This is a genomic window from Plantactinospora endophytica, from assembly GCF_016862915.1.
In the GTDB taxonomy this organism is placed as follows: domain Bacteria; phylum Actinomycetota; class Actinomycetes; order Mycobacteriales; family Micromonosporaceae; genus Plantactinospora; species Plantactinospora endophytica.
The window spans coordinates 15,094-33,195 of the sequence record NZ_BONW01000012.1 but is presented as its reverse complement, the minus strand read 5'-3'; the positions used below and the strand labels follow the sequence as shown (position 1 = coordinate 33,195).

The following is an 18,102-nucleotide window of genomic DNA, read 5'->3' as shown; positions in this document are numbered from 1 at the left end:
TCCGGCGCGCCCGACCGAAGTTTTCCGGCGGAACCCGTGACTCCGAGCCCCGCCACGAAGTCTCAGGTGCAGACAAACCTCGGCCCCGGAGCCGCTGACCGCCGTTCCGGCCACGACCGACATCCGATCCCTATCCCCCGGAGCGAACGCATGATCGACGACGCCCCGTCCGGCCGGACGGCCGACGACCCGTCCTGCGAGTGCAGTCACTACGGCCAGTCGCACCCGTACAGCGCGCACACCGACGAGGGCTGCACCGAGTACGACTCGTACGGGCTGCCGTGCACCTGCCCCGGTTCCGGGCCGACCGGAACCCTCGGCATCGCGGGTGGGGACGACACCGTCGGCGGTGGCCCTGGTTGACTGGACGGATGCCAGAGATCGTCCTCGTCCGCCACGGTCAGACCGCCTGGAGTGCCAGCCACCGGCACACCTCGTTCACGGATCTGGAACTGACGCCGGACGGTGAACGCCAGGCCCGCGAGGTCGCGCGGGAACTCGACGGACGCAACTTCGCCGCCGTACTCTGCAGCCCCCGGCGGCGGGCCCTGCGTACCGCCGAGCTCGCCGGGCTGACCGTGACCGAGGTCGACGAGGACCTCGGCGAGTGGAACTACGGCGAGTACGAGGGGCTGACCAGCGAACAGATCCGGCGGGAGCGCCTCGACTGGGTGCTCTGGACCGACGGCTGCCCCGGCGGCGAGTCCCCGGAGCAGGTCGGTGCCCGGCTGGACCGGGTACTCGCCCGGGCGACCGCGCTGCTGGACACCGGTGACGTGGCCCTGGTCGCGCATGGGCACAGCCTGCGGGTGGCCGGGGCACGGTGGATCGGACTGTCCCCGGCGGACGGCGGCCGGCTGCGCCTGGACACCGCCACCGTCTCCGCGCTCGGCTACGAGCACGGCCGACCGGTCATCCTGCGCTGGAACTCGCCGGGTCGGGCGGCAGGGCCCGCAGCCGGGGAGCCGCCGTTTCCGCAGCGACCTTCGACACCAAGCTGAGTTTCGGCGGGCGGCTCTCGTACGGGATGGAGAGGACCACGGTGGTCCGGGTGGTGACGTTCGCGGCGGTACGGATCTCCTGGAGCACACGTTCCAGGTCGACCGGACTGGCCACCCGGACCAGCAGCAGGTAGAAGTCCTCCCCCGCCACCGAGTAGCACGAGTCGATCTCCGGCAGGTGGGCCAGCCGGTCCGGGGCGTCGTCCGGCTGTGAGGGGTCCAGCGGGCGGATCGCCACGAAGGCGCTCAACGGCAGGTCGATCGCCTCGAACGCGATCCGCGCCGCGTACCCCTTGATCACGCCGCGCTGCTCCAGCCGGCGGACCCGCTGGTGCACGGCGGACACCGACAGCCCCACCCGCTCGGCCAGATCCGTGTACGACAGCCGGCCGTCGGCGGCCAGAGCCGCCACGATGGCCCGATCGGTCTCCTCCACGGCGTGAAACCTACCGGTAAAGAGCGTTCCGGACGACGTGGGACAGGCCGTGCCGCCGCAGCACGTTATCAGGTCGATAGCTGGCGGCGGCCCGACCGTCGGCTCAGCGGGCCAGCGAGCGGGCTATCACCAGCCGCTGGATCTGGTTGGTCCCCTCGACGATCTGGAGCACCTTCGCCTCCCGCATGTACCGCTCGACCGGGTGGTCGGCGACGTAGCCGGCCCCGCCGAGCACCTGGACGGCGTCGGTGGTGACCCGCATCGCCGCGTCGGTGGCGAAGAGCTTCGCCTTGGCCGCCTCGATCGAGTACGGCCGGCCCGCGTCCCGCAACCGCGCCGCCGCCAGGGTCAACGCCCGGGCCGCCGACACCTGGGTCGCCGAGTCGGCCAGCAGGAAGCCCAGCCCCTGGAAGTCGATAATCGGCTGGCCGAACTGCTCCCGTTGCCGGGCGTAGTCGACCGCGTAGTCCAGCGCCGCCTGGGCCAGCCCGACCGCGCAGGCGGCGATGCCGAGCCGGCCGCTGTCCAGCGCCGACAGCGCGATCCGGAAGCCCTCCCCCTCGGCGCCGACCAGCCGGCCGGCCGGCACCCGCGCGTCGTCGAAGGCGATCTGCGCGATCGGTGACGCGCGCAGCCCCATGGTCCGCTCGGGGGTCTGCGGCGCGATTCCGGCGGTGCCGGCGTCGGCGAGCAGGCAGGAGATGCCCCGGGCGCCGGGGCCGCCGGTACGGCAGAAAACGTTGTAGAAGTCGGCGCTGCCGGCGTGCGTGATCCAGGCCTTGGTGCCGGTGACCAGGTAGTCGTCGCCGTCCCGGGTGGCCCGGGTGGTCAGCGCCGCCGCGTCGGAGCCGCCCTGCGGCTCCGACAGGCAGTACGCGCCGAGCAGTTCGCCGCCGATCATGTCGGGCAGCAGCTTGCGTACCTGCTCGCCGCCGTAGCTGGCCACCGGGTAGCAGGACAGGGTGTGCACGCTCACCGCCTCGGCCACCGCCAGCCACCGGCTGGCCAGGATCTCCAGCACCTGGAGGTAGACCTCGTACGGCTGGGCCGCGCCGCCGTACTCCTCCGGGTACGGCAGGCCGAGCAGTCCGGCCCGGCCGAGGGTACGCAGCACCTCCCGGGGAAAGACGCCACGCTGCTCGAAGTCGGCGGCCCGGGGCGCGAGTTCCCGGTCGGCGAGTTCGGTGACGAGGTCCAGCAGTTCGTACGCCTCGTCGGTGGGCAGGATCCGGTCGACGCTCATAGCCGCACCAGCTCTCGGGAGACGGTGTTCAGCCGCTCCACCCCGTCCGGGGTGCAGACCACGATGTCCTCGATCCGGGCGCCGTGCCGGCCGGCCAGGTAGATCCCCGGCTCGATCGAGAACGCCATCCCCGGTTCGAGCGGCAGCTCGTTGCCGGCGACCAGGTACGGATCCTCGTGCCCGTCCAGCCCGATCCCGTGCCCGGTGCGGTGCAGGAAGGCGGCGCCGTAGCCGGCGTCGGCGATGACCTCGCGGGCGACCGAGTCGACCGCCGCCGCGCTGACCCCGGGCCGGACCGCGCCGACGGCGGCCCGCTGTGCCTCGTGCAGCACCTGGTAGTAGTCGGTGTAGTCGGCCGGCGGGGTGCCGACGACGTAGCAGCGGGTGGAGTCCGAGCAGTAGCCGGAGGGCATCGTCCCGCCGATGTCGACGACCACCGGTTCGCCGGCGCCGATCACCCGGTCGGAGGTGCCGTGGTGCGGGCTGGCGCCGTTCGGGCCGGCGGCGACGATGGCGAAGTCGGCGGTGGCGTGCCCGGCCTCCCGGATCGCGACCGAGATGTCCGCCGCGACCTGCGCCTCGGTGCGGCCGGGGCGCAGCCACTCGGCCATCCGGGCGTGTACCGCGTCGATCGCCGCGCCGGCCTCGCGCAGTGCCGCCACCTCGGCCGGCGACTTGCGCAGCCGCAGGGCCCGCAGCACCTCGCCGGCCAGCCGCTGGGTGCTGCCGGGCAGCGCGGCACGCAGCGCGAGGACCTGCTCGGCCCACATCCGGTCGCCGAGCCCGACCGCACCGACCGGCCCGCCGAGGGCGGCCACGACCAGCGGGTACGGGTCGGTGCCGTCCGGATGGTCGACGATGCGTACGCCCGTGCGGGGCGCCGGGGACGCCTCGGCGGCCGGCCGCTCCAGGGTCGGTACGACGAGGGTCGGCTCACCGGTGGCCGGCAGTACGAGGCAGGTGAGCCGTTCGAGGGCGTGCGCGTGGTAGCCGGTCAGATAGCGCAGGTCGGAGCCGGGCGGAATGAGCAGGGCGTCCAGGCCCGCTTCGGCGGTGGCTTTCTGCGCCGCCGCAAGCCGGTACGGCGGATAGAGGTCTTCGTCACCCACATCCGACAGCTTAACGGTCGTTCGGGCCGAATCGACCGGCGGGACTGCCCCGACCCGTGCGCCCGCCGGCCAGGGCGATGTCCGCCGGAAAGCACCCCCGTCAGGCGGTCGCCAACCGACAAGGCGAGATGTCTTGACAATAAAAGTTGTCGGTGACAGAGTTCTCCCATGGCCGGCACCGCCGCCAGGCACCGCAAGCCCCGCACAGCGACGAACCCGAGGAGTCCGAGATGACCACCATCACCGCCGCCCAGCCGCACACCCCGGCCGACACCGCCAGCGCCACGGACGCCAACCCGGGCAGGGGCCGGGTCCGGAGGTTCCGGCTCCTCGCCGTCGGTGCCGCGGTGCTCGGCAACAGCGCGATCTACCTGGGCGGTCGCGCCCTCGGCACGGACTTCGTGCTGACCGACCCGGGCAACCCGGTGCCGCACCCGCTGATCGTGGCCGAGATCGCCGTCATCACCGCCGTGTTCGGGCTGCTCGGCTGGGGCACGCTGGCCCTGCTGGAACGCTTCACCCGGCACGCCCGGGCGATCTGGACCGGGCTGGCGACCGTGGTCCTGGTCCTGTCCTTCGTCCCGCTCGGCATCGAACTGGCCACCACGGACACCAAGATCCTGCTGGGCGTGATGCACGTCGTGGTCGCCGCCGCGCTGGTCCCGATGCTGCGCCACACCCCGGTCCGCCGTTGAACCCGACGCGCACAGCCCCGCCCGACCCGCCGCCGTACGCCCTGCGGCGGGGTCGGGCGGGGCTGTGCCAGGCTGTCCGGGTGAACGACAGCCGCCCCCTGCTCCTCATCGACGCCCCGAGCCTCTACTTCAGGGCCTACTTCGGCATCCCGGAGTCGGCCGCGAAGGCACCGGACGGCAGCCCGGTCAACGCCGTCCGGGGCTTCCTGGACATGCTGGCCACGCTGATCCGCACCCGCCGGCCCGACCGGCTGGTCTGCGCCCTCGACTACGACTGGCGCCCGGCCTGGCGGGTGGCGCTGCTGCCGACGTACAAGGCGCACCGGGTGGCCCCGGAGGGTGGCGAGGTGGTGCCGGACACCCTCTCCCCGCAGGTGCCGCTGATCCTCGAACTGCTGGCCGCGATCGGCATTCCGGCGATCGGCGTGGACGGCTACGAGGCCGACGACGTACTCGGCACGCTCGCCACCAGCTCGCCGGCACCGGTGGAGGTGGTCTCCGGCGACCGGGACCTGTTCCAACTCGTCGACGACGACCGGCCGGTGCGGCTGCTCTACTGCGGGCGCGGCGTCGCCAAACTGGAGGACTGCGACGACGCCGCCGTCCGAGCCAAGTACGGCGTGCCGGCCGCCGGGTACGCCGACTTCGCCGCGCTGCGCGGCGACCCCAGCGACGGCCTGCCGGGGGTGGCCGGCGTCGGCGACAAGACAGCGGCCCGGCTGGTCGACCGGTACGGCAGCCTGGACGGCATCCTCACCGCCCTCGACGATCCGGCCTCCGGTTTCGCGCCCGGGCTGCGGGGCAAGCTGAACGCCGCCCGGGACTACCTGGCCGTGGCGCCGACGGTGGTCCGGGTCGCCCTGGACGTGCCGCTGCCGCCGCTCGACCCCACACTGCCGACGGCACCGGTCGACCCCGACCGGCTGCTCGCGCTCGCCGAACAGTGGAACCTCGCCGGCCCGTGCCGCCGCCTGGTCGACGCCCTCGCCGGCAACACGGTCTCGGCCTGACCGGTCCGGCACCGAGGGCAGGACGTGCCGGTGTGCGGGCACGGCCTGCGCAGGAGGTGATGACGTGCGGTCTGCGGACGGTGGAGCTGCTGGTGGAGATGGTCCGGACCTGGCGTGGCCGCAGCGCGGTCGCGACCCTCGCCGGGGCTCAGAAGGGCTGGCGGGTCCTGAACCGGCGACCCGGGCCGGACGTCTGCACGGCCCGCTCGGCAGCACGCTCGGCGGCCTGCTCCTCGGCGTGCCGTTCGGCCGCCCGGTCGGCGGCGAGCCGTTCGGCGGCCCGGTCCGCCAGGTAGGCCGACGCCGCCCGGTCGTCCTCGGTCGGGGTGGCCAGCAGCGCGTAGAAGAGTACGAACGCCACGAAGATGACGATCAGCATGATCGGCAGCAGCAGGTTGGCCCCGCTGGCACCGTTCGGCGTCGGAGCCGACGGCTGGTGCTGCACCGACATCGCGGCCATCCCGGTGTAGTGCATGCCGCTGACCGCGAACCCCATCACGAAGGCGGCCCCGGTCACCGCCCGGGTGCCGCGTACGTGCACGGCCAGCCAGAGCGCGGCGGTCGCGGCGATCACCGCGATCAGCACCGACACCGCCACCAGCGACCCCTCGTAGTCGATCCGCCCGCGCAGTTGTAGCGCCGACATGCCCATGTAGTGCATACCGGCCACGCCGAGCCCGGCGAACATCCCGCCGAGCAGCAGCCGGGGCCAGGAGACCTGCCCGGCGAAGACCGCCGCGACCAGTCCCACCCCGACGGCGAGTACGGCCACCAGGGCGCTCGCCACGGTCACCGCCACGTCGTAGCGGATCGGGGTACCGGGGACGTTGAAGCCGAGCATGGCGGTGAAGTGCATGGTCCAGATCGCCGTACCGCCGATCGCCCAGGAGGCGAGGATCAACCACCAGATCCGGCGACCCGTCGACCGGGCCTCCCGGACCCGTACGGCGCAGAGCAGCCCCAGGAACGAGCCGAGGACGGAGAGGCCGTAGCTCAGCAGGGGCGTGATCGGGCCGTACTGGAAGTGGTCGATACTGGCCATGTCGGTGATCTCCTCGCGCCGTCGCACGGCGGTTCCGCGCCCGCGCATGATGATCACTTGCGGTCCGAGCAGTAACAACGGTGCGTTCGGGCGCATCTGCCGGCCGACGGGGCGTGGTCAGGCTGACCGTAAAGATCATCAGCGGAGGAGCGCCGGCTGTCCTGACGGAAGTCGCCGGCTGGCCGAACGGTCGAGCCCGGCTCGATCCGCCCGTCAGGTGGCGCCGTGGTAGGCGAGTACCCCTCGGTTGATTGTCGCCATCGCCTGCCGCGCGGTACCGCGCAGCTCGACCGAGGCACCGGTCGAGTCCGCGACCTGCCCGAGCAGGTCCACCACCTGCCGGGCCCACCGGACGAAGTCGCCGGCCGGCATGTCGCCGTCCAGGTTGTGGCCACTGGCCAGCACCTTCGCCAGCGCCTCGCCCCGGGCCCACCGGTACACCGGCCAGACGAAGCCGAGGTCGGGCTCCCGGGTCGCCTCCAGCCCCCGGGCCGCCTCGTCGGACTCCAGCTCGGCCCAGATCTTCAACGTCTCGCCGACCGCGTCGGAGACCGGCCCCCGGGGCACCGAGGCCCGCTCGTCGGTGTCCCGACGCGCCTCGTAGACCACCACCGAGACGGCGGCGGCCAGCTCCGACGGGGAGAGTCCGGCCCAGACCCCGCGCCGCAGGCACTCCGCCACCAGCAGGTCCGCCTCGGTCCAGATCCGGCCGAGCATCCGGCCCGCGTCGGTCACCTCGCCGGCCTCCGACAGGTAGCCCCGGGCGGTGAGGATGCCGCAGACCCGGTCGAAGGTCCGGGTCAACGATCCGGTACGCCCGGCGACCCGCTGGCGCAGCTCGTCGGTGTCCCGTTCGAGGCGACGGCGGCGCTCCGCCCAGCGGGCGTGCTCCTCCCGGTCCGGGCAGCCGTGGCAGGGGTGCCGGCGCAGTTCGGCCCGGAGCTGGGTGAGCCGCTCGTCCTCGCCCGCACCGCCCCGGGACCGGCCACCGCGCCGGGCGTGCCGGTCCAGCCCGGTGCCGCTGACCGCCGCCGCGAGATCCCGGCGGGCGGCCGGCGAACGGTGGTTGAAGTGCTTCGGTACCCGGATCCGGGCCAGCACCTCCGCCGGGGTGGTGAAGTCGCCGGGGGTGATCCGGCCGGCCCAGCGGTCCTGGGTCAGCACCAGCGGGCGGGGCTCGCCGAACCCGCCCACGCCCGGGTCGAGCACCACGGCCAGCCCGGCCCGCCGGCCCGACGGCACCCGGATCACGTCACCGACCCGCAGCCGCTCCAGCGCGGCCAGGGTCGCCGCCCGACGCTGGGACTGACCCTGTCGGGCCAGCGCCTGCTCCCGGTCGGCGATCGCCAGCCGCAGCCCGAAGTACTCGTCGAAGTCCCCGTGGTGACAGCGCACCTCCGCGCCGTACGCCTCGACGGTCTCGACGTTGCGCTGCACCTGCCGGGCCAGCCCGACCACCGACCGGTCCGCCTGGAACTGCGCGAACGACGACTCCAGCAGCTCCCGGGCCGGCGCCGCACCGACCGACCCGACCAGGTTCACCGCCATGTTGTACGACGGCCGGAAACTCGACCGCAGCGGATAGGTACGCGTCGAGGCGAGCCCGGCCACGTGCCGGGGATCGACCTCCGGCGACCAGACCACGACGGCGTGCCCCTCGACGTCGATGCCCCGTCGACCGGCCCGCCCGGTGAGCTGGGTGTACTCCCCCGGCGTCAGGTCGACGTGCGCCTCGCCGTTGAACTTGACCAGCCGTTCCAGCACCACGCACCGGGCCGGCATGTTGATGCCGAGCGCCAGCGTCTCGGTGGCGAAGACCGCCTTCACCAGACCGCGCACGAACAGCTCCTCGACCACCTCCTTGAACGCCGGCAGCATTCCGGCGTGGTGGGCGGCCAGCCCGCGCTCCAGCCCGTCGAGCCACTCCCAGTAGCCGAGCACGGCCAGGTCCTCGCCCGGCACGCTGGTGATCCGGCTCTCCACCACCCGGCGGATCTCGGCCCGCTCGTCCGGGCTGGTCAGCCGCAGCCCGGCGGCCAGACACTGCGCCACGGCGGCGTCGCAGCCGGCCCGGCTGAAGATGAACAGGATCGCCGGCAGCAACCCCTCCCGGTCGAGCCGTTCGACGATGTCGGCCCGGAGCGGTCCACGCCAGCGGGGTCCCTTGGGTCCGCTGCGCCCCCACCCCGGCCCGTGCGTACGGCCGTCGCCGAGTTCGAGCCGGCGCAACATCTCCCGGGTGTAGCGGAGCAGTTCCGGGTGCACGTCGTGCTTGCGGGCGGCGTCGGCGTCGTGGAACAGGTCGAACATCCGCCGGTTGACCAGCATGTGCTGCCAGAGCGGCACCGGCCGGTGCTCGCTGACCACCACCTCGGTCTCACCGCGTACGGTGACCAGCCAGTCGGCGAACTCCTCCGCGTTGGAGACGGTGGCCGAGAGTGACACCAGGGTCACCGACTCCGGCAGGTGGATGATCACCTCTTCCCAGACCCCGCCCCGGAACCGGTCGGCGAGGTAGTGCACCTCGTCCATCACCACGTAGGCCAGCCCGGTCAGGCTCGACGAGCCCGCGTAGAGCATGTTCCGCAGCACCTCGGTGGTCATCACCACCACCGGCGCGTCGCCGTTGATCGCGTTGTCCCCGGTCAGCAGCCCGACCTGCGCCGAGCCGTACCGGTCCACCAGGTCGTGGTACTTCTGGTTCGAGAGTGCCTTGATCGGCGTCGTGTAGAAGCACTTCCGGGGCACCCCGTCCGGATCGGCACCGGAGCGCAGCGCCAGATGCACCGCGAACTCGCCGACGACGGTCTTGCCGGCGCCGGTCGGGGCACAGACCAGGACACCGCTGCCCCGCTCCAACGCCTGGCAGGCCTCACGCTGGAAGTCGTCGAGATCGAACCCCAGTTGCTGGGCGAACTCGTCAAGCGCGGGGAACATGCTGGCCTGCGCGGCCCGGCGGCGCGCCGCGGCGTACCGCTCGGCAGGGCTCGACATGAACCCAAGATTAATGCGTACCGGGTGGTCGCACGCCGGCAGGCCGTAAGGCGGGCCCCCGGGAGCCGGTCGGTAGGGTGCACGACGTGCCGGACCATGCCGAACCGCCCAAGCCTCGTACGTCGAACGGAGCCGCCGAGCCCGCCCCCGCAACGCCACCCCGGCGCCCGGTGGACGCGGTGCTCTTCGACTTCCACGGCACCCTCGCCCAGGTGGAGGAGCCGGTCGCCTGGGTACAGGCCGCCGCCGCGGCCTGCGGGACGACGCTGGACCGTACCCGGGCGACCGCGCTGGCCGACCGGCTGGTGATGGCCGGCCGGGCCGGTGGCCCGCTGCCGACCCGGGTACCCCCGCACCTGGCCGAGGTGTGGGCGGAACGGGACCTCTACGGTCCCGCCCACCGGGCCGCCTTCGTGGGGCTGGCCGACACGGTCGACAGCGGGGTGAGCGGCCTCGCCGAGGCCCTCTACGACCGTCTCCTGGTCCCCGACGGCTGGGTCCCGTACGCGGACACCGAGGCGACCCTGCGCGCACTGCGCGCCGCCAAGGTGCCGGTGGCGGTGGTCAGCAACATCGGGTTCGATCTCCGGCCGCTCTTCGACGCCTGGCAGCTCACCGACCTGGTCGACGCGTTCGTGCTCTCCTACGAGGTGGGGCGCTGCAAACCGGACCCGGCGATCTTCTACCGGGCCTGTGGCCTGCTCGGCGTCGACTCGGAGCGGGCCCTGATGGTCGGCGACACCCCGGCCGACGCCGGGGCGGTGAGCGCCGGTTGTGCCGTGCTGGTGCTGCCGGCGGCCGAGGCCGGCCGGGCCAACGGGCTGACCGCCGCCGTGGACCTGGCGCTCGCGAACGGCCGCTGACCGGACCTGGCGCTTCCGGATGGCCGCTGACCGGACCTGGCGCTCGCGGATGGTCGCTGACCGGACCTGGCGCTCGCGGACGGTCGCTGACCAGCCCGCGTCGCGCGGGATCACGAACCCGGACCTGGCGCTCGCGAACGGCCGCTGACCAGCCCGCGTCGGGCGGGAGCACGAACGGGGCAGCTCGACAGTCTCGTGCACGGGTGTGCCCAGCTCGGCCCGGCGACCGCCGCTCGGCCCGGCCACCGCCGGCAGCGGTGCCCCAGGCGATCAGCGCAGCAGGTGTACGGCACCGGGGACGGCGGTCACGGTGACCGGCAGCGGGAGGGCGCGCTCGCCGTCGGCGTACCCGACGATGTCCTCGGCGACGATTTCGAGCGTACGGACCCGTTGGGTGTGCACCATCGGATGCCCGAGGTGGGTGCCCCGGTAGACCCGGGGCTTGATCCGGGTCAGCGTCGTCCGGCCGATCGGGCCGGCGTAGACCACGTCGAGCAGCCCGTCGGTCGGGTCGGCCGTCGGGCAGATCCGCATCCCCCCGCCGTAGCTGGCGCAGTTGCCGACCGCCACCAGCACCGCGTCGAGTTCCCGGGCCACACCGTCGAGCCGGAGCAGGTAGCGGCGGGGGCGGAGCCGGGCCAACTCGACCAGGATGGCCAGGTCGTACCGGCGCGGCCCACGCGGCCAGGACATCCGGTTCGCCCGCTCGTTCACGAGCGCGTCGAAGCCGGCCGCCAGCACCGCGCCGTACCACCGCCCGGTGCCGTCCGCCCCGGTCATCCGGGCCAGGTCGGCCGGGCGGGTGCGGCCGGCGGCGACCGCGCTGGCGATCACCTCGACCGCCGCGAGCGGGTCGGCCGGAAAGCCGGTGCCGACCGCGAAGTCGTTGCCGGTGCCGGCCGGTACCGGACCGAAGGCGACCCCGGTGCCGGCCACCGCCTGGAGCCCGAGATGCACCGTGCCGTCACCGCCGACCGTCACCAGGGCGGCGGCACCGTCCGCGACCGCGGCCCGGCAGGCCGCGCCGGCCTGCGCGGCACTGCCGGCTTCGAGTAGCCGTACCGGCCGCCCCGCCGCACCCAACCGATCGAGTACGGCCGGCAGCAGTCCCCGGTACCGACCGCGTCCGGCGGTCGGGTTGGCGAGTACCGCCAGGTGCCCGTCGGCCAGTCGACCGGCGACACCGGCGCTGGGAAGATCATTGGCGGTCACGGCGAGCACCGTACCGCTCGCCGTGCCGCCTCCGACAGATCCGCTCAGGTCATGTCGTCGTAGCGCCGGTCGATCGGTTGCGGCGCGGCGACCGGGTCCGGTGCGGTGACCGGCGTGACGGCGTCGACCCGCTCACCGGCGGTGACCGGCTCCGGCTCCACGTTCAGCGGTGAGACCTCGTCGTCGTCCAGCCCGGAGTAGATCTCCTTACCACGCCCCTTGCGCCGGTCGTTGAGCATCGCCACCCCGACCGCCGCGAAGTAGAGCGCGCAGAGGCAGATGGCCAGCGCGGTCATCCCGAACGGGTCCGGGGTGGGCGTGACGATCGCCGAGAAGAGGAAGAACACGAAGACGGCGATCCGCCACCAGCCGAGCATCTTCCGGCCGGTCACCAGCCCGACGAAGTTGAGCATCAGGACGATCAACGGGAACTCGAACGCCACCCCGAACATCAGGATCATGTTCGTGACGAACGAGATGTAGCGGGTGATCTCCAGCGTGTTGGCGACGTCGTCGCCGGCCAGGCCGACCAGGAACTCCAAACCCTTGGAGACCACGAAGAACGCCAGCACCGCACCGGCCGCGAAGAGCGGGGCGGCCAACGCGGTGAAGATGTAGGCGTACTTCCGCTCGTGCCGGTGCAGGCCGGGGGCGATGAACGCCCAGAGCTGGTAGAGCCAGACCGGTGCCGCGATGATCAACCCGACCCAGAGTGCGATCTTGAGGTCGAGCAGCAGGATGTCTGCCGGGCCGAGCTGGGTGAACTGGCACTTGCCGTCCACCACCGAACCGTCGAGCTCGCAGTACGGCTGCTGGAGCAGGTGCCGGACGTCGCTGGCCAGCCAGATACCGAGGCCGAAGCCGACCACGATGCCAAGGGAGGCTTTGAACAGCCGGTTACGCAGCTCCCGGATGTGCTCGATCAGCGTCATCGAGCCGTCGGAGGCCCGCTCGAAGTTGCTCCGACCGCGCCGGCGCAGGGCGAAGGCCACGGGTACGGGCTCCGGTCAGTTGTCGCGGACGCGCTGCACCGGGTCGTTGACCGGCGGCGCGGGCGGCTGGTAACCGGGCTGGTGCACGCTGGTCGGGTGGACCGTCGAGTCACCCGGCAGCGGCTGGCGGCCCGCCTGCGCGTCGGCCTTCTCGGCCAGGTCCTTGTCGTCCTCGGAGAGGCTCTTGGTCTCGGCCTTGATGATCCGCAGCGAGCGACCGAGCGAGCGGGCCGCGTCCGGAAGGCGCTTCGCGCCGAACAGCAGGACCAGCACAGCCACGAGTACGAAGATGTGCCACGGCTTGAGCGCGCCCATGGAAGCTCCAGTTCGATGTTTTGTCCAGCAAAGGGGTGTGTCCTGGCCCATCGTACGTGCGTCGGGTAGGAGTGCCACCCGCCAGGCTGGTGACTTTCCGGCCAGCGGGTGAAGTCTTGACCAACGCGGGACGTCCGTCAACCATGCGGTCAACGGGCCTGACCAGGGCTGTTCTGTGCCGCCGCGCCAGGGGTCACTCGTCGCCGCCGGCCCGACAGGCTAGTCGTCGCCGCCGCGTTTGGTGCGGATCAGCACGAGCCGCTGTTGAAGCGTCTCGACCTGCTGCTGCATGGCCTCGGCCCGGTCCTGCACGGTCAGCGCCACCCGTTGGAGGTCTTCGGCCTGCTGCTGGCGGTCCTGTAGGGCCAGGGCGGCCCGTTGCAGCCGTGGCAGCCGGGTCAGCACCCGGCGGACGGCCAGCCCGAGCACCAGCAGCCCGAACAGGACGGCCGCGAGCACGATCCACTTCACCACGTCGGTCAGCCTAGTGGCTTCCGGTCGGAGTCGCCGGACCGGCGCCCCCGACCAGTTCGGCGCCGGAGCGCGGGGCGCCCGGCTCCGGTGCGCCGTCCGGCGGCAGGTTGGCGTACGCGTCGAGGGCGGCGGCGGCCCGGTCGCGTACCTGTTCGGCGAGTTCCGGCGGGGCGACCACGGTGACGTCCGGTCCGAGCCCGAGCACGAACCGGCGGGCCCAGCCCAGGTCGGTGACCCGCAACGCGACCAGCCACTCCCGGCCGGTGTCCCCGGCAGCGTCGCCGGGATCCGGCTCGACCCGCTCGCACGGGTAGTACTCGGTGATCCACCGGCTGGACCGACCGACCCGCAGCGTCACCAGCGGCAGGTCCTGGTCGGGGCGGAAGATGCCGGCGCTCACGTCGTGCAGCCGCGCCTGCGGTGGTGGCGCCGCCGGCTCGTCGAGTTCGACCATGGCGTCGATCCGGTCGGCCCGGAACAGCCGCATCGACTCCGCCCGCCGGCACCAGGCCTCGAGGTAGGCCAGCCCGCCGACCATCAGCACCCGGATCGGGTCGACAGTGCGTTCGGTCGTCTCGTCCCGGGTCGCGGCGTAGTAGGTGATCCGGAGTGCCCGGCCCCGCTGCACCGCCCCGCGCAACGCCGCCACCCGGTCGCTGTCCCCGGGCATCCGGACCGCGACCGGGGCGTCGGCGAGTTCGCCGGCCGCGTTCTCGATCTTGGCGAGGGCCCGCTCGATCGCGTCCCGGTTGGCCATCCCCGGCGTCTCGGCGAGCATCCGCAGCGCGACCACCAGCGCCATCGCCTCGTCCGGGGTGAGCCGCAGCGGGCGGTCGATCCCCGCGTCGTAGGTGATGGTGACCCGGTCGCCGTCGAACGCCATGTCGATCAGATCGCCCGGCCCGTACCCGGGCAGCCCGCACACCCAGAGCAGTTCCAAGTCCTCGCGGAGCTGCCGCTCGGTCACCCCGAGGTCGGCCGCCGCCTCGGACAGCTCGATCCCCGGCCTGGCCAACAGGTAAGGCACCAGGTTAAGCAGCCGGGCCAGCCGGTCGGCCGAGGTCCGCGCAGCGCCGCCGGACCGTTGCGCCGGACGAGTCACGCCGGCTCCCCCCTCTGGTCAGTTCCCGGGCGCCCCCGCGCCCGGTCCGCTCCGCGTTACCCCGACGTCCGGGCGGCGGCCAGTTCGTCGTGCCGGGCGGTGATCTCCTTGAGCCGCTGGATGACGGCGTCACGGACCTCCGGCGGGTCGAGCACCCGGACATCGGGACCGTAGCCGACGAGCCTACCGGCCAGCGACTCGGCGTCCGCGTACGGCAGGACCAGGCGGTCGCCGTCCGGCCCGCTGGTCACCTCGTGGGCCCATCGGCGCAGTCCGGCGGCCCGCCCCGAACGGGCCAGCACGGTAGCCCGGCCGGAACGCTCCACCGGACCGGAGAACCGGGCGACGTGGCTGATCAGGTCGACGCCGACCGGCGGGGTGAACGCGCCGGGCTTGCCGAGCAGCCGGACGGCCCCGCCGACGATCCGGGAGAGCCGGAAACAGCGGGCGGCGTCCCGGTCGAGGTCGTGGCCGACGACGTACCACCGGGCGCGCCAGCAGACCACGCCCCACGGTTGCAGGCGGCGGCTGGTCGGGGCGTCGCCGTCCGGTACCCGGTAGTCGAAGGCGACCGTACGCCGATCCCGGGCCGCCGCGGTCAGCGGCGCGAACGCCGGGTCGACGGTGACCACCGGCTCCATCCCGAGGGTGGCCTGCGGATCGACGTCGACCCCGGCGGCCCGCAACTTGGCCAGCCCGGAGGAGGCCGCCTGGGCCAGCCCGGCGTGCCGCCAGAGCCGGGCGGCGATGCCCACCGCCGCCGCCTCGTCCGGCTCCAGCGGGATGTCCGGCAGCGCGTACTCGCGGTGTGCGATCCGGTAGCCCGGCTCGGCGTCGAAGGCGCTGGCCGTGCCGGTCTCCAGCGGCACGCCCAGTTCACGCAGCTCGGCCTTGTCCCGCTCGAACTTGCGCTGGAACGCCTCGTGGTCACGTGGGTCGTCCGGATCATGCTCATAGCCCGGCACGGTCGCGGCGATCTGCGCGGCGGTCAGGAACCGTCGGGTGGACAGCAAACAGATCACCAGGTTGACCAGGCGTTCGGTACGGGTCCGCGACACGACACAGACGCTAGCAGTGTCGGATCACGAACCGGGTACCCGCAGCACCCCGGGCCGGGCGGTCCGCCGCCGCCGGCCCCCGGCGGCCTCCTAGGCTGGCGGTATGGCCGAACGCGGCGGCACCTCGGAAAGCCTCCTCACCGTCGTGGTCGCCGGGGTGGCCAACCTGGCGATCGCGGTGGCCAAGGTGGCCGCCGGGCTCATCTCCGGCTCCGCCGCGATGCTCTCCGAGGGCGCCCACTCGGTCGCCGACACCACCACCGAGGTGCTGCTCTTCACCGCGCTGCGCCGGGGCTCCCGGCCCGCCGACGTCGAGCACCCGTTCGGGTACGGCAAGGAGAGCTACGTCTGGGCGTTCATCGCCGCGATCTTCACCTTCGTGGTCGGCGCCGGCTTCTCCATCACGCACGGCGTCAACACGGTACGTGGTGGCGAGCACACCGGGGAGTTCCTGGTCTCCTATCTCGTGCTGGCGATCTCGTTCCTGATCGAGACGGTGTCGCTGGCCCGGGCGGTCCGGCAGATCCGGCGGGCGTCCCGGGAGCGCGGCATCAGTCCGGCCCGTTTCCTGCGCGGCACCGCCGACACCACCGTCAAGGCGGTCTTCCTGGAGGACAGCGCCGCACTGGTCGGGATCTCGATCGCCGCCGCCGGCCTCGGGCTGTCCCAGTTCACCGGCAGCGAGGTCTGGGACGGGCTGGCCTCGATCGTGATCGGGGTACTGCTGCTGGTGGTCGCCACCACGCTGGCCCGGAGCAACATCTCGCTGCTGGTCGGCCGGGCGGTACCGCCGCCGATGCACGACGAGATCCACCGGGAACTCTCCGCGCTGCCGACGGTGGACCGGGTCGACACCCTGCTCACCATGCACCTCGGTCCGGACGACATCCTGGTGGCGGCCAAGGTCGACTTCCGGGACGAGGCGACCGGGGCGGACATCGAGGCCGGCGCCGAGGAGGCCGAACGCCGGCTGGTCGCCCGCTTCCCGCACGTCCGGTACGTCTTCCTCGACCCGACCCGGACCGGTCGGCCCTAGCCGGTTACCCTGCCGGCCATGGTGCGATGGCGGTCCGGCACGGTCACGGCGGTCCGGCGGAGCTGGCACGGTGCCGTCGAACTCGACGTCCGGCAGTCCGACGGCACGCCGGTACGCGCACTGGCGTACCCGGAACTCGTCGGCACCCCCGAGCCCGGCGACCGGGTACTGCTCAACGTCGGCGCGCTGCTGATGGGACTCGGCACCGGCGGGTACGCGCTGGTGGTGGCGCTGCCGGACCGGCTGCCGCCGGACCCGCCGGAGACGGTCGACACCCGCGACGCCGGGCATCTGGTCAAGGCCCGCTACACCCCGCTGCAACCGATCCTGCTCGGCGTCGACGAGGAGGCGTCCCCGCACCGGGCGGCCCTGGTCGACGCCGACGACCTCGACGGGCTGCCGGTGGTCACCGCCGACCTGCACTCCGCGCTGCCGGCGATCGTCGCCGGGGTCCGGGCCGACGCGCCCGACGCCCGGATCGCGTACCTGATGACCGACGGCGGGGCGCTGCCGGCCTGGTTCTCCCGGAGCCTGGCCGGGCTGCGCGGCGCACTCGCCGGCACGGTCACCGTCGGGCAGGCGTTCGGCGGCGACCTGGAGGCCACCAACCTGCACAGCGGGCTGCTGGCCGCCCGGCACGTGCTCGGGGCCGACGTGGCGATCGTGGCGCAGGGGCCGGGCAACCTCGGCACCGGTACCCGATGGGGTTTCTCCGGGGTGGCGGTCGGCGAGGCGGTCAACGCGGTCGCCGCCCTCGGCGGTCGGCCGGTCGGCTCGCTGCGGATCTCCGGCGCCGACGCGCGGGAACGGCACCGGGGGCTGTCCCACCACAGCGTCACCGCGTACGGCCGGGTCGCGCTGGCCGCCGCCGACCTGGTGCTGCCGGCCGAGCTGCCGTCGGAGCTGGCGGCGCTGGTCGAGCCCGCGCTGGCCCGGCTGGCCCGGCGGCACCGGATCGTCCGGGTGCCGGTGCACGGGCTGGACGAGGCGCTGCGGGCCACTCCGGTGCCGCTCTCGACGATGGGCCGGGGGCTGGCCGAGGAGCACGCCTACTTCCTCACCGCCGCCGCCGCCGGCCGGCACGCCGCCAGCCTGCGCTGACCCCGGGCCCGCGCCGCAGGCCCCGGCGCACGGTCCGTATCTGGTCGGACGGCGCCCGCCAGAGCGATCTGGGAGAGTCGGCCGCTAGCTCTGGTCGGGGCGGCGTCGACACGGCCCGCGACGCACGTCCGCCACGACGAACGTCAGTACGGGAAGAACTCAGAGCAGGACGAGCGTCAGCGCAGGACGAGCGTCGGGTCAGCTCAGGAAGACCAGCGCCAGCCAGCCGCCGACGACCAGGACGAGCGCGAGCGTGAGCACCCAGGTGGGCACGCTGTACTCACCCCGGCGGTTGCGCTCGATCTCCTCCCGGATCTTCGCCCGCCGCCGCTCGACCCGGTTCTGCCGGATCAGCTCGGGGCGGCGGTGCTCGTCGTCGTCGTTCCGACCGTCTGGATGCGTCATAGCGGGGGTCAGCC

At 73.3% G+C, this 18,102-nt stretch carries 19 protein-coding genes; 7 read left to right on the top strand and 12 right to left on the bottom strand.

Annotated elements, in window-relative coordinates:
- Positions 1-150: 150 nt before the first annotated feature.
- Both Pen02_RS12265 and Pen02_RS12260 read left to right on the top strand, forming a co-directional pair.
- On the top strand, positions 151-363 hold the full coding sequence (locus Pen02_RS12265; protein WP_203866115.1) for a hypothetical protein: 213 nt from the start codon (positions 151-153) through the stop codon (positions 361-363).
- Positions 364-371: 8 nt separating this feature from the next.
- Positions 372-1,001: a histidine phosphatase family protein gene (locus Pen02_RS12260; RefSeq protein ID WP_203866114.1), complete on the top strand. Its 630-nt coding sequence runs from the start codon at positions 372-374 to the stop codon at positions 999-1,001.
- Here Pen02_RS12260 and Pen02_RS12255 read toward each other — a convergent pair.
- The 3 genes from Pen02_RS12255 to Pen02_RS12245 all read right to left on the bottom strand — a co-directional run bounded on the left by Pen02_RS12255 (position 913) and on the right by Pen02_RS12245 (position 3,789).
- Positions 913-1,437 carry an Lrp/AsnC family transcriptional regulator gene (locus Pen02_RS12255; RefSeq protein ID WP_203866113.1) on the bottom strand — a complete coding sequence of 175 codons (525 nt, stop codon included), beginning with the start codon at positions 1,435-1,437 and terminating at the stop codon, positions 913-915. The genes Pen02_RS12260 and Pen02_RS12255 overlap by 89 nt on opposite strands.
- 103 nt (positions 1,438-1,540) lie before the next feature.
- The gene (locus Pen02_RS12250; protein ID WP_203866112.1) at positions 1,541-2,680 is read right to left on the bottom strand and encodes an acyl-CoA dehydrogenase family protein; all 1,140 of its coding nucleotides are present in this window, start codon (positions 2,678-2,680) and stop codon (positions 1,541-1,543) included.
- Positions 2,677-3,789, bottom strand: a complete 1,113-nt coding sequence (locus tag Pen02_RS12245; protein ID WP_203866111.1) for a M24 family metallopeptidase — start codon at positions 3,787-3,789, stop codon at positions 2,677-2,679. The genes Pen02_RS12250 and Pen02_RS12245 overlap by 4 nt, the downstream gene beginning before the upstream one ends.
- Positions 3,790-4,019: 230 nt before the next feature.
- Here Pen02_RS12245 and Pen02_RS12240 point away from each other — a divergent pair, with 230 nt between their 5' ends.
- Positions 4,020-4,484: a DUF6069 family protein gene (locus tag Pen02_RS12240; RefSeq protein WP_203866110.1), complete on the top strand. Its 465-nt coding sequence runs from the start codon at positions 4,020-4,022 to the stop codon at positions 4,482-4,484.
- An 80-nt stretch (positions 4,485-4,564) separates the two neighbouring features.
- Positions 4,565-5,494 carry a 5'-3' exonuclease gene (locus Pen02_RS12235; RefSeq protein WP_203866109.1) on the top strand — a complete coding sequence of 310 codons (930 nt, stop codon included), beginning with the start codon at positions 4,565-4,567 and terminating at the stop codon, positions 5,492-5,494.
- A 148-nt stretch (positions 5,495-5,642) separates the two neighbouring features.
- Here the strand turns inward: Pen02_RS12235 and Pen02_RS12230 are convergent, their stop codons facing one another.
- Positions 5,643-6,536, bottom strand: coding sequence for an MHYT domain-containing protein (locus tag Pen02_RS12230; RefSeq protein ID WP_203866108.1), 894 nt, complete (start codon positions 6,534-6,536; stop codon positions 5,643-5,645).
- 213 nt (positions 6,537-6,749) lie between these two features.
- On the bottom strand, positions 6,750-9,530 hold the full coding sequence (locus Pen02_RS12225; protein ID WP_203866107.1) for a DEAD/DEAH box helicase: 2,781 nt from the start codon (positions 9,528-9,530) through the stop codon (positions 6,750-6,752).
- Positions 9,531-9,616: 86 nt separating this feature from the next.
- On the opposite strand from Pen02_RS12225, the gene Pen02_RS12220 reads away from it, so the two are divergent.
- Positions 9,617-10,393 carry an HAD family hydrolase gene (locus Pen02_RS12220; protein WP_372445604.1) on the top strand — a complete coding sequence of 259 codons (777 nt, stop codon included), beginning with the start codon at positions 9,617-9,619 and terminating at the stop codon, positions 10,391-10,393.
- Positions 10,394-10,663: 270 nt separating this feature from the next.
- Here the strand turns inward: Pen02_RS12220 and Pen02_RS12215 are convergent, their stop codons facing one another.
- The 6 genes from Pen02_RS12215 to Pen02_RS12190 all read right to left on the bottom strand — a co-directional run bounded on the left by Pen02_RS12215 (position 10,664) and on the right by Pen02_RS12190 (position 15,546).
- Entirely contained in the window at positions 10,664-11,614 is a 951-nt protein-coding gene (locus Pen02_RS12215; protein WP_203866106.1) for a diacylglycerol kinase family protein, read from the bottom strand.
- A gap of 35 nt (positions 11,615-11,649) precedes the next feature.
- Positions 11,650-12,597, bottom strand: coding sequence for a twin-arginine translocase subunit TatC (gene tatC / locus Pen02_RS12210; protein ID WP_203866105.1), 948 nt, complete (start codon positions 12,595-12,597; stop codon positions 11,650-11,652).
- Between the two features lie 15 nt (positions 12,598-12,612).
- A complete protein-coding gene (gene tatA, locus Pen02_RS12205) occupies positions 12,613-12,912 on the bottom strand; it encodes a Sec-independent protein translocase subunit TatA (RefSeq protein WP_203866104.1) in 300 nt (99 codons plus the stop codon).
- Between the two features lie 219 nt (positions 12,913-13,131).
- Entirely contained in the window at positions 13,132-13,386 is a 255-nt protein-coding gene (locus tag Pen02_RS12200) for a hypothetical protein (protein WP_203866103.1), read from the bottom strand.
- 10 nt (positions 13,387-13,396) lie between these two features.
- Positions 13,397-14,488 (bottom strand): helix-turn-helix transcriptional regulator, encoded by a 1,092-nt coding sequence (locus tag Pen02_RS12195; protein WP_203866102.1) that lies wholly within the window; start codon positions 14,486-14,488, stop codon positions 13,397-13,399.
- Positions 14,489-14,544: 56 nt separating this feature from the next.
- Positions 14,545-15,546, bottom strand: a complete 1,002-nt coding sequence (locus Pen02_RS12190; protein ID WP_203866101.1) for a helix-turn-helix transcriptional regulator — start codon at positions 15,544-15,546, stop codon at positions 14,545-14,547.
- A gap of 103 nt (positions 15,547-15,649) precedes the next feature.
- Between Pen02_RS12190 and Pen02_RS12185 the strand changes: the two genes are divergently transcribed.
- Both Pen02_RS12185 and Pen02_RS12180 read left to right on the top strand, forming a co-directional pair.
- Positions 15,650-16,582, top strand: coding sequence for a cation diffusion facilitator family transporter (locus tag Pen02_RS12185; protein WP_203866100.1), 933 nt, complete (start codon positions 15,650-15,652; stop codon positions 16,580-16,582).
- An 18-nt stretch (positions 16,583-16,600) separates the two neighbouring features.
- Complete coding sequence (locus tag Pen02_RS12180) at positions 16,601-17,683, top strand: DUF3866 family protein (RefSeq protein ID WP_203866099.1); 1,083 nt, start codon at positions 16,601-16,603, stop codon at positions 17,681-17,683.
- A 198-nt stretch (positions 17,684-17,881) separates the two neighbouring features.
- On the opposite strand, the gene Pen02_RS12175 is transcribed toward Pen02_RS12180, so the two are convergent.
- A complete protein-coding gene (locus tag Pen02_RS12175) occupies positions 17,882-18,088 on the bottom strand; it encodes a hypothetical protein (protein ID WP_203866098.1) in 207 nt (68 codons plus the stop codon).
- Positions 18,089-18,102: the final 14 nt, after the last annotated feature.

What these genes read in the sequence shown, in the direction of transcription:
- Pen02_RS12265 (WP_203866115.1), top strand. Translation starts at nt 151, where the DNA reads ATGATCGACGACGCCCCGTCCGGCCGGACGGCCGACGACCCGTCCTGC.
- Pen02_RS12260 (WP_203866114.1), top strand. Translation starts at nt 372, where the DNA reads ATGCCAGAGATCGTCCTCGTCCGCCACGGTCAGACCGCCTGGAGTGCC.
- Pen02_RS12250 (WP_203866112.1), bottom strand. Translation starts at nt 2,680, where the DNA reads ATGAGCGTCGACCGGATCCTGCCCACCGACGAGGCGTACGAACTGCTG.
- Pen02_RS12240 (WP_203866110.1), top strand. Translation starts at nt 4,020, where the DNA reads ATGACCACCATCACCGCCGCCCAGCCGCACACCCCGGCCGACACCGCC.
- Pen02_RS12230 (WP_203866108.1), bottom strand. Translation starts at nt 6,536, where the DNA reads ATGGCCAGTATCGACCACTTCCAGTACGGCCCGATCACGCCCCTGCTG.
- Pen02_RS12225 (WP_203866107.1), bottom strand. Translation starts at nt 9,530, where the DNA reads ATGTCGAGCCCTGCCGAGCGGTACGCCGCGGCGCGCCGCCGGGCCGCG.
- tatA (WP_203866104.1), bottom strand. Translation starts at nt 12,912, where the DNA reads ATGGGCGCGCTCAAGCCGTGGCACATCTTCGTACTCGTGGCTGTGCTG.
- Pen02_RS12185 (WP_203866100.1), top strand. Translation starts at nt 15,650, where the DNA reads ATGGCCGAACGCGGCGGCACCTCGGAAAGCCTCCTCACCGTCGTGGTC.
- Pen02_RS12180 (WP_203866099.1), top strand. Translation starts at nt 16,601, where the DNA reads ATGGTGCGATGGCGGTCCGGCACGGTCACGGCGGTCCGGCGGAGCTGG.
- Pen02_RS12175 (WP_203866098.1), bottom strand. Translation starts at nt 18,088, where the DNA reads ATGACGCATCCAGACGGTCGGAACGACGACGACGAGCACCGCCGCCCC.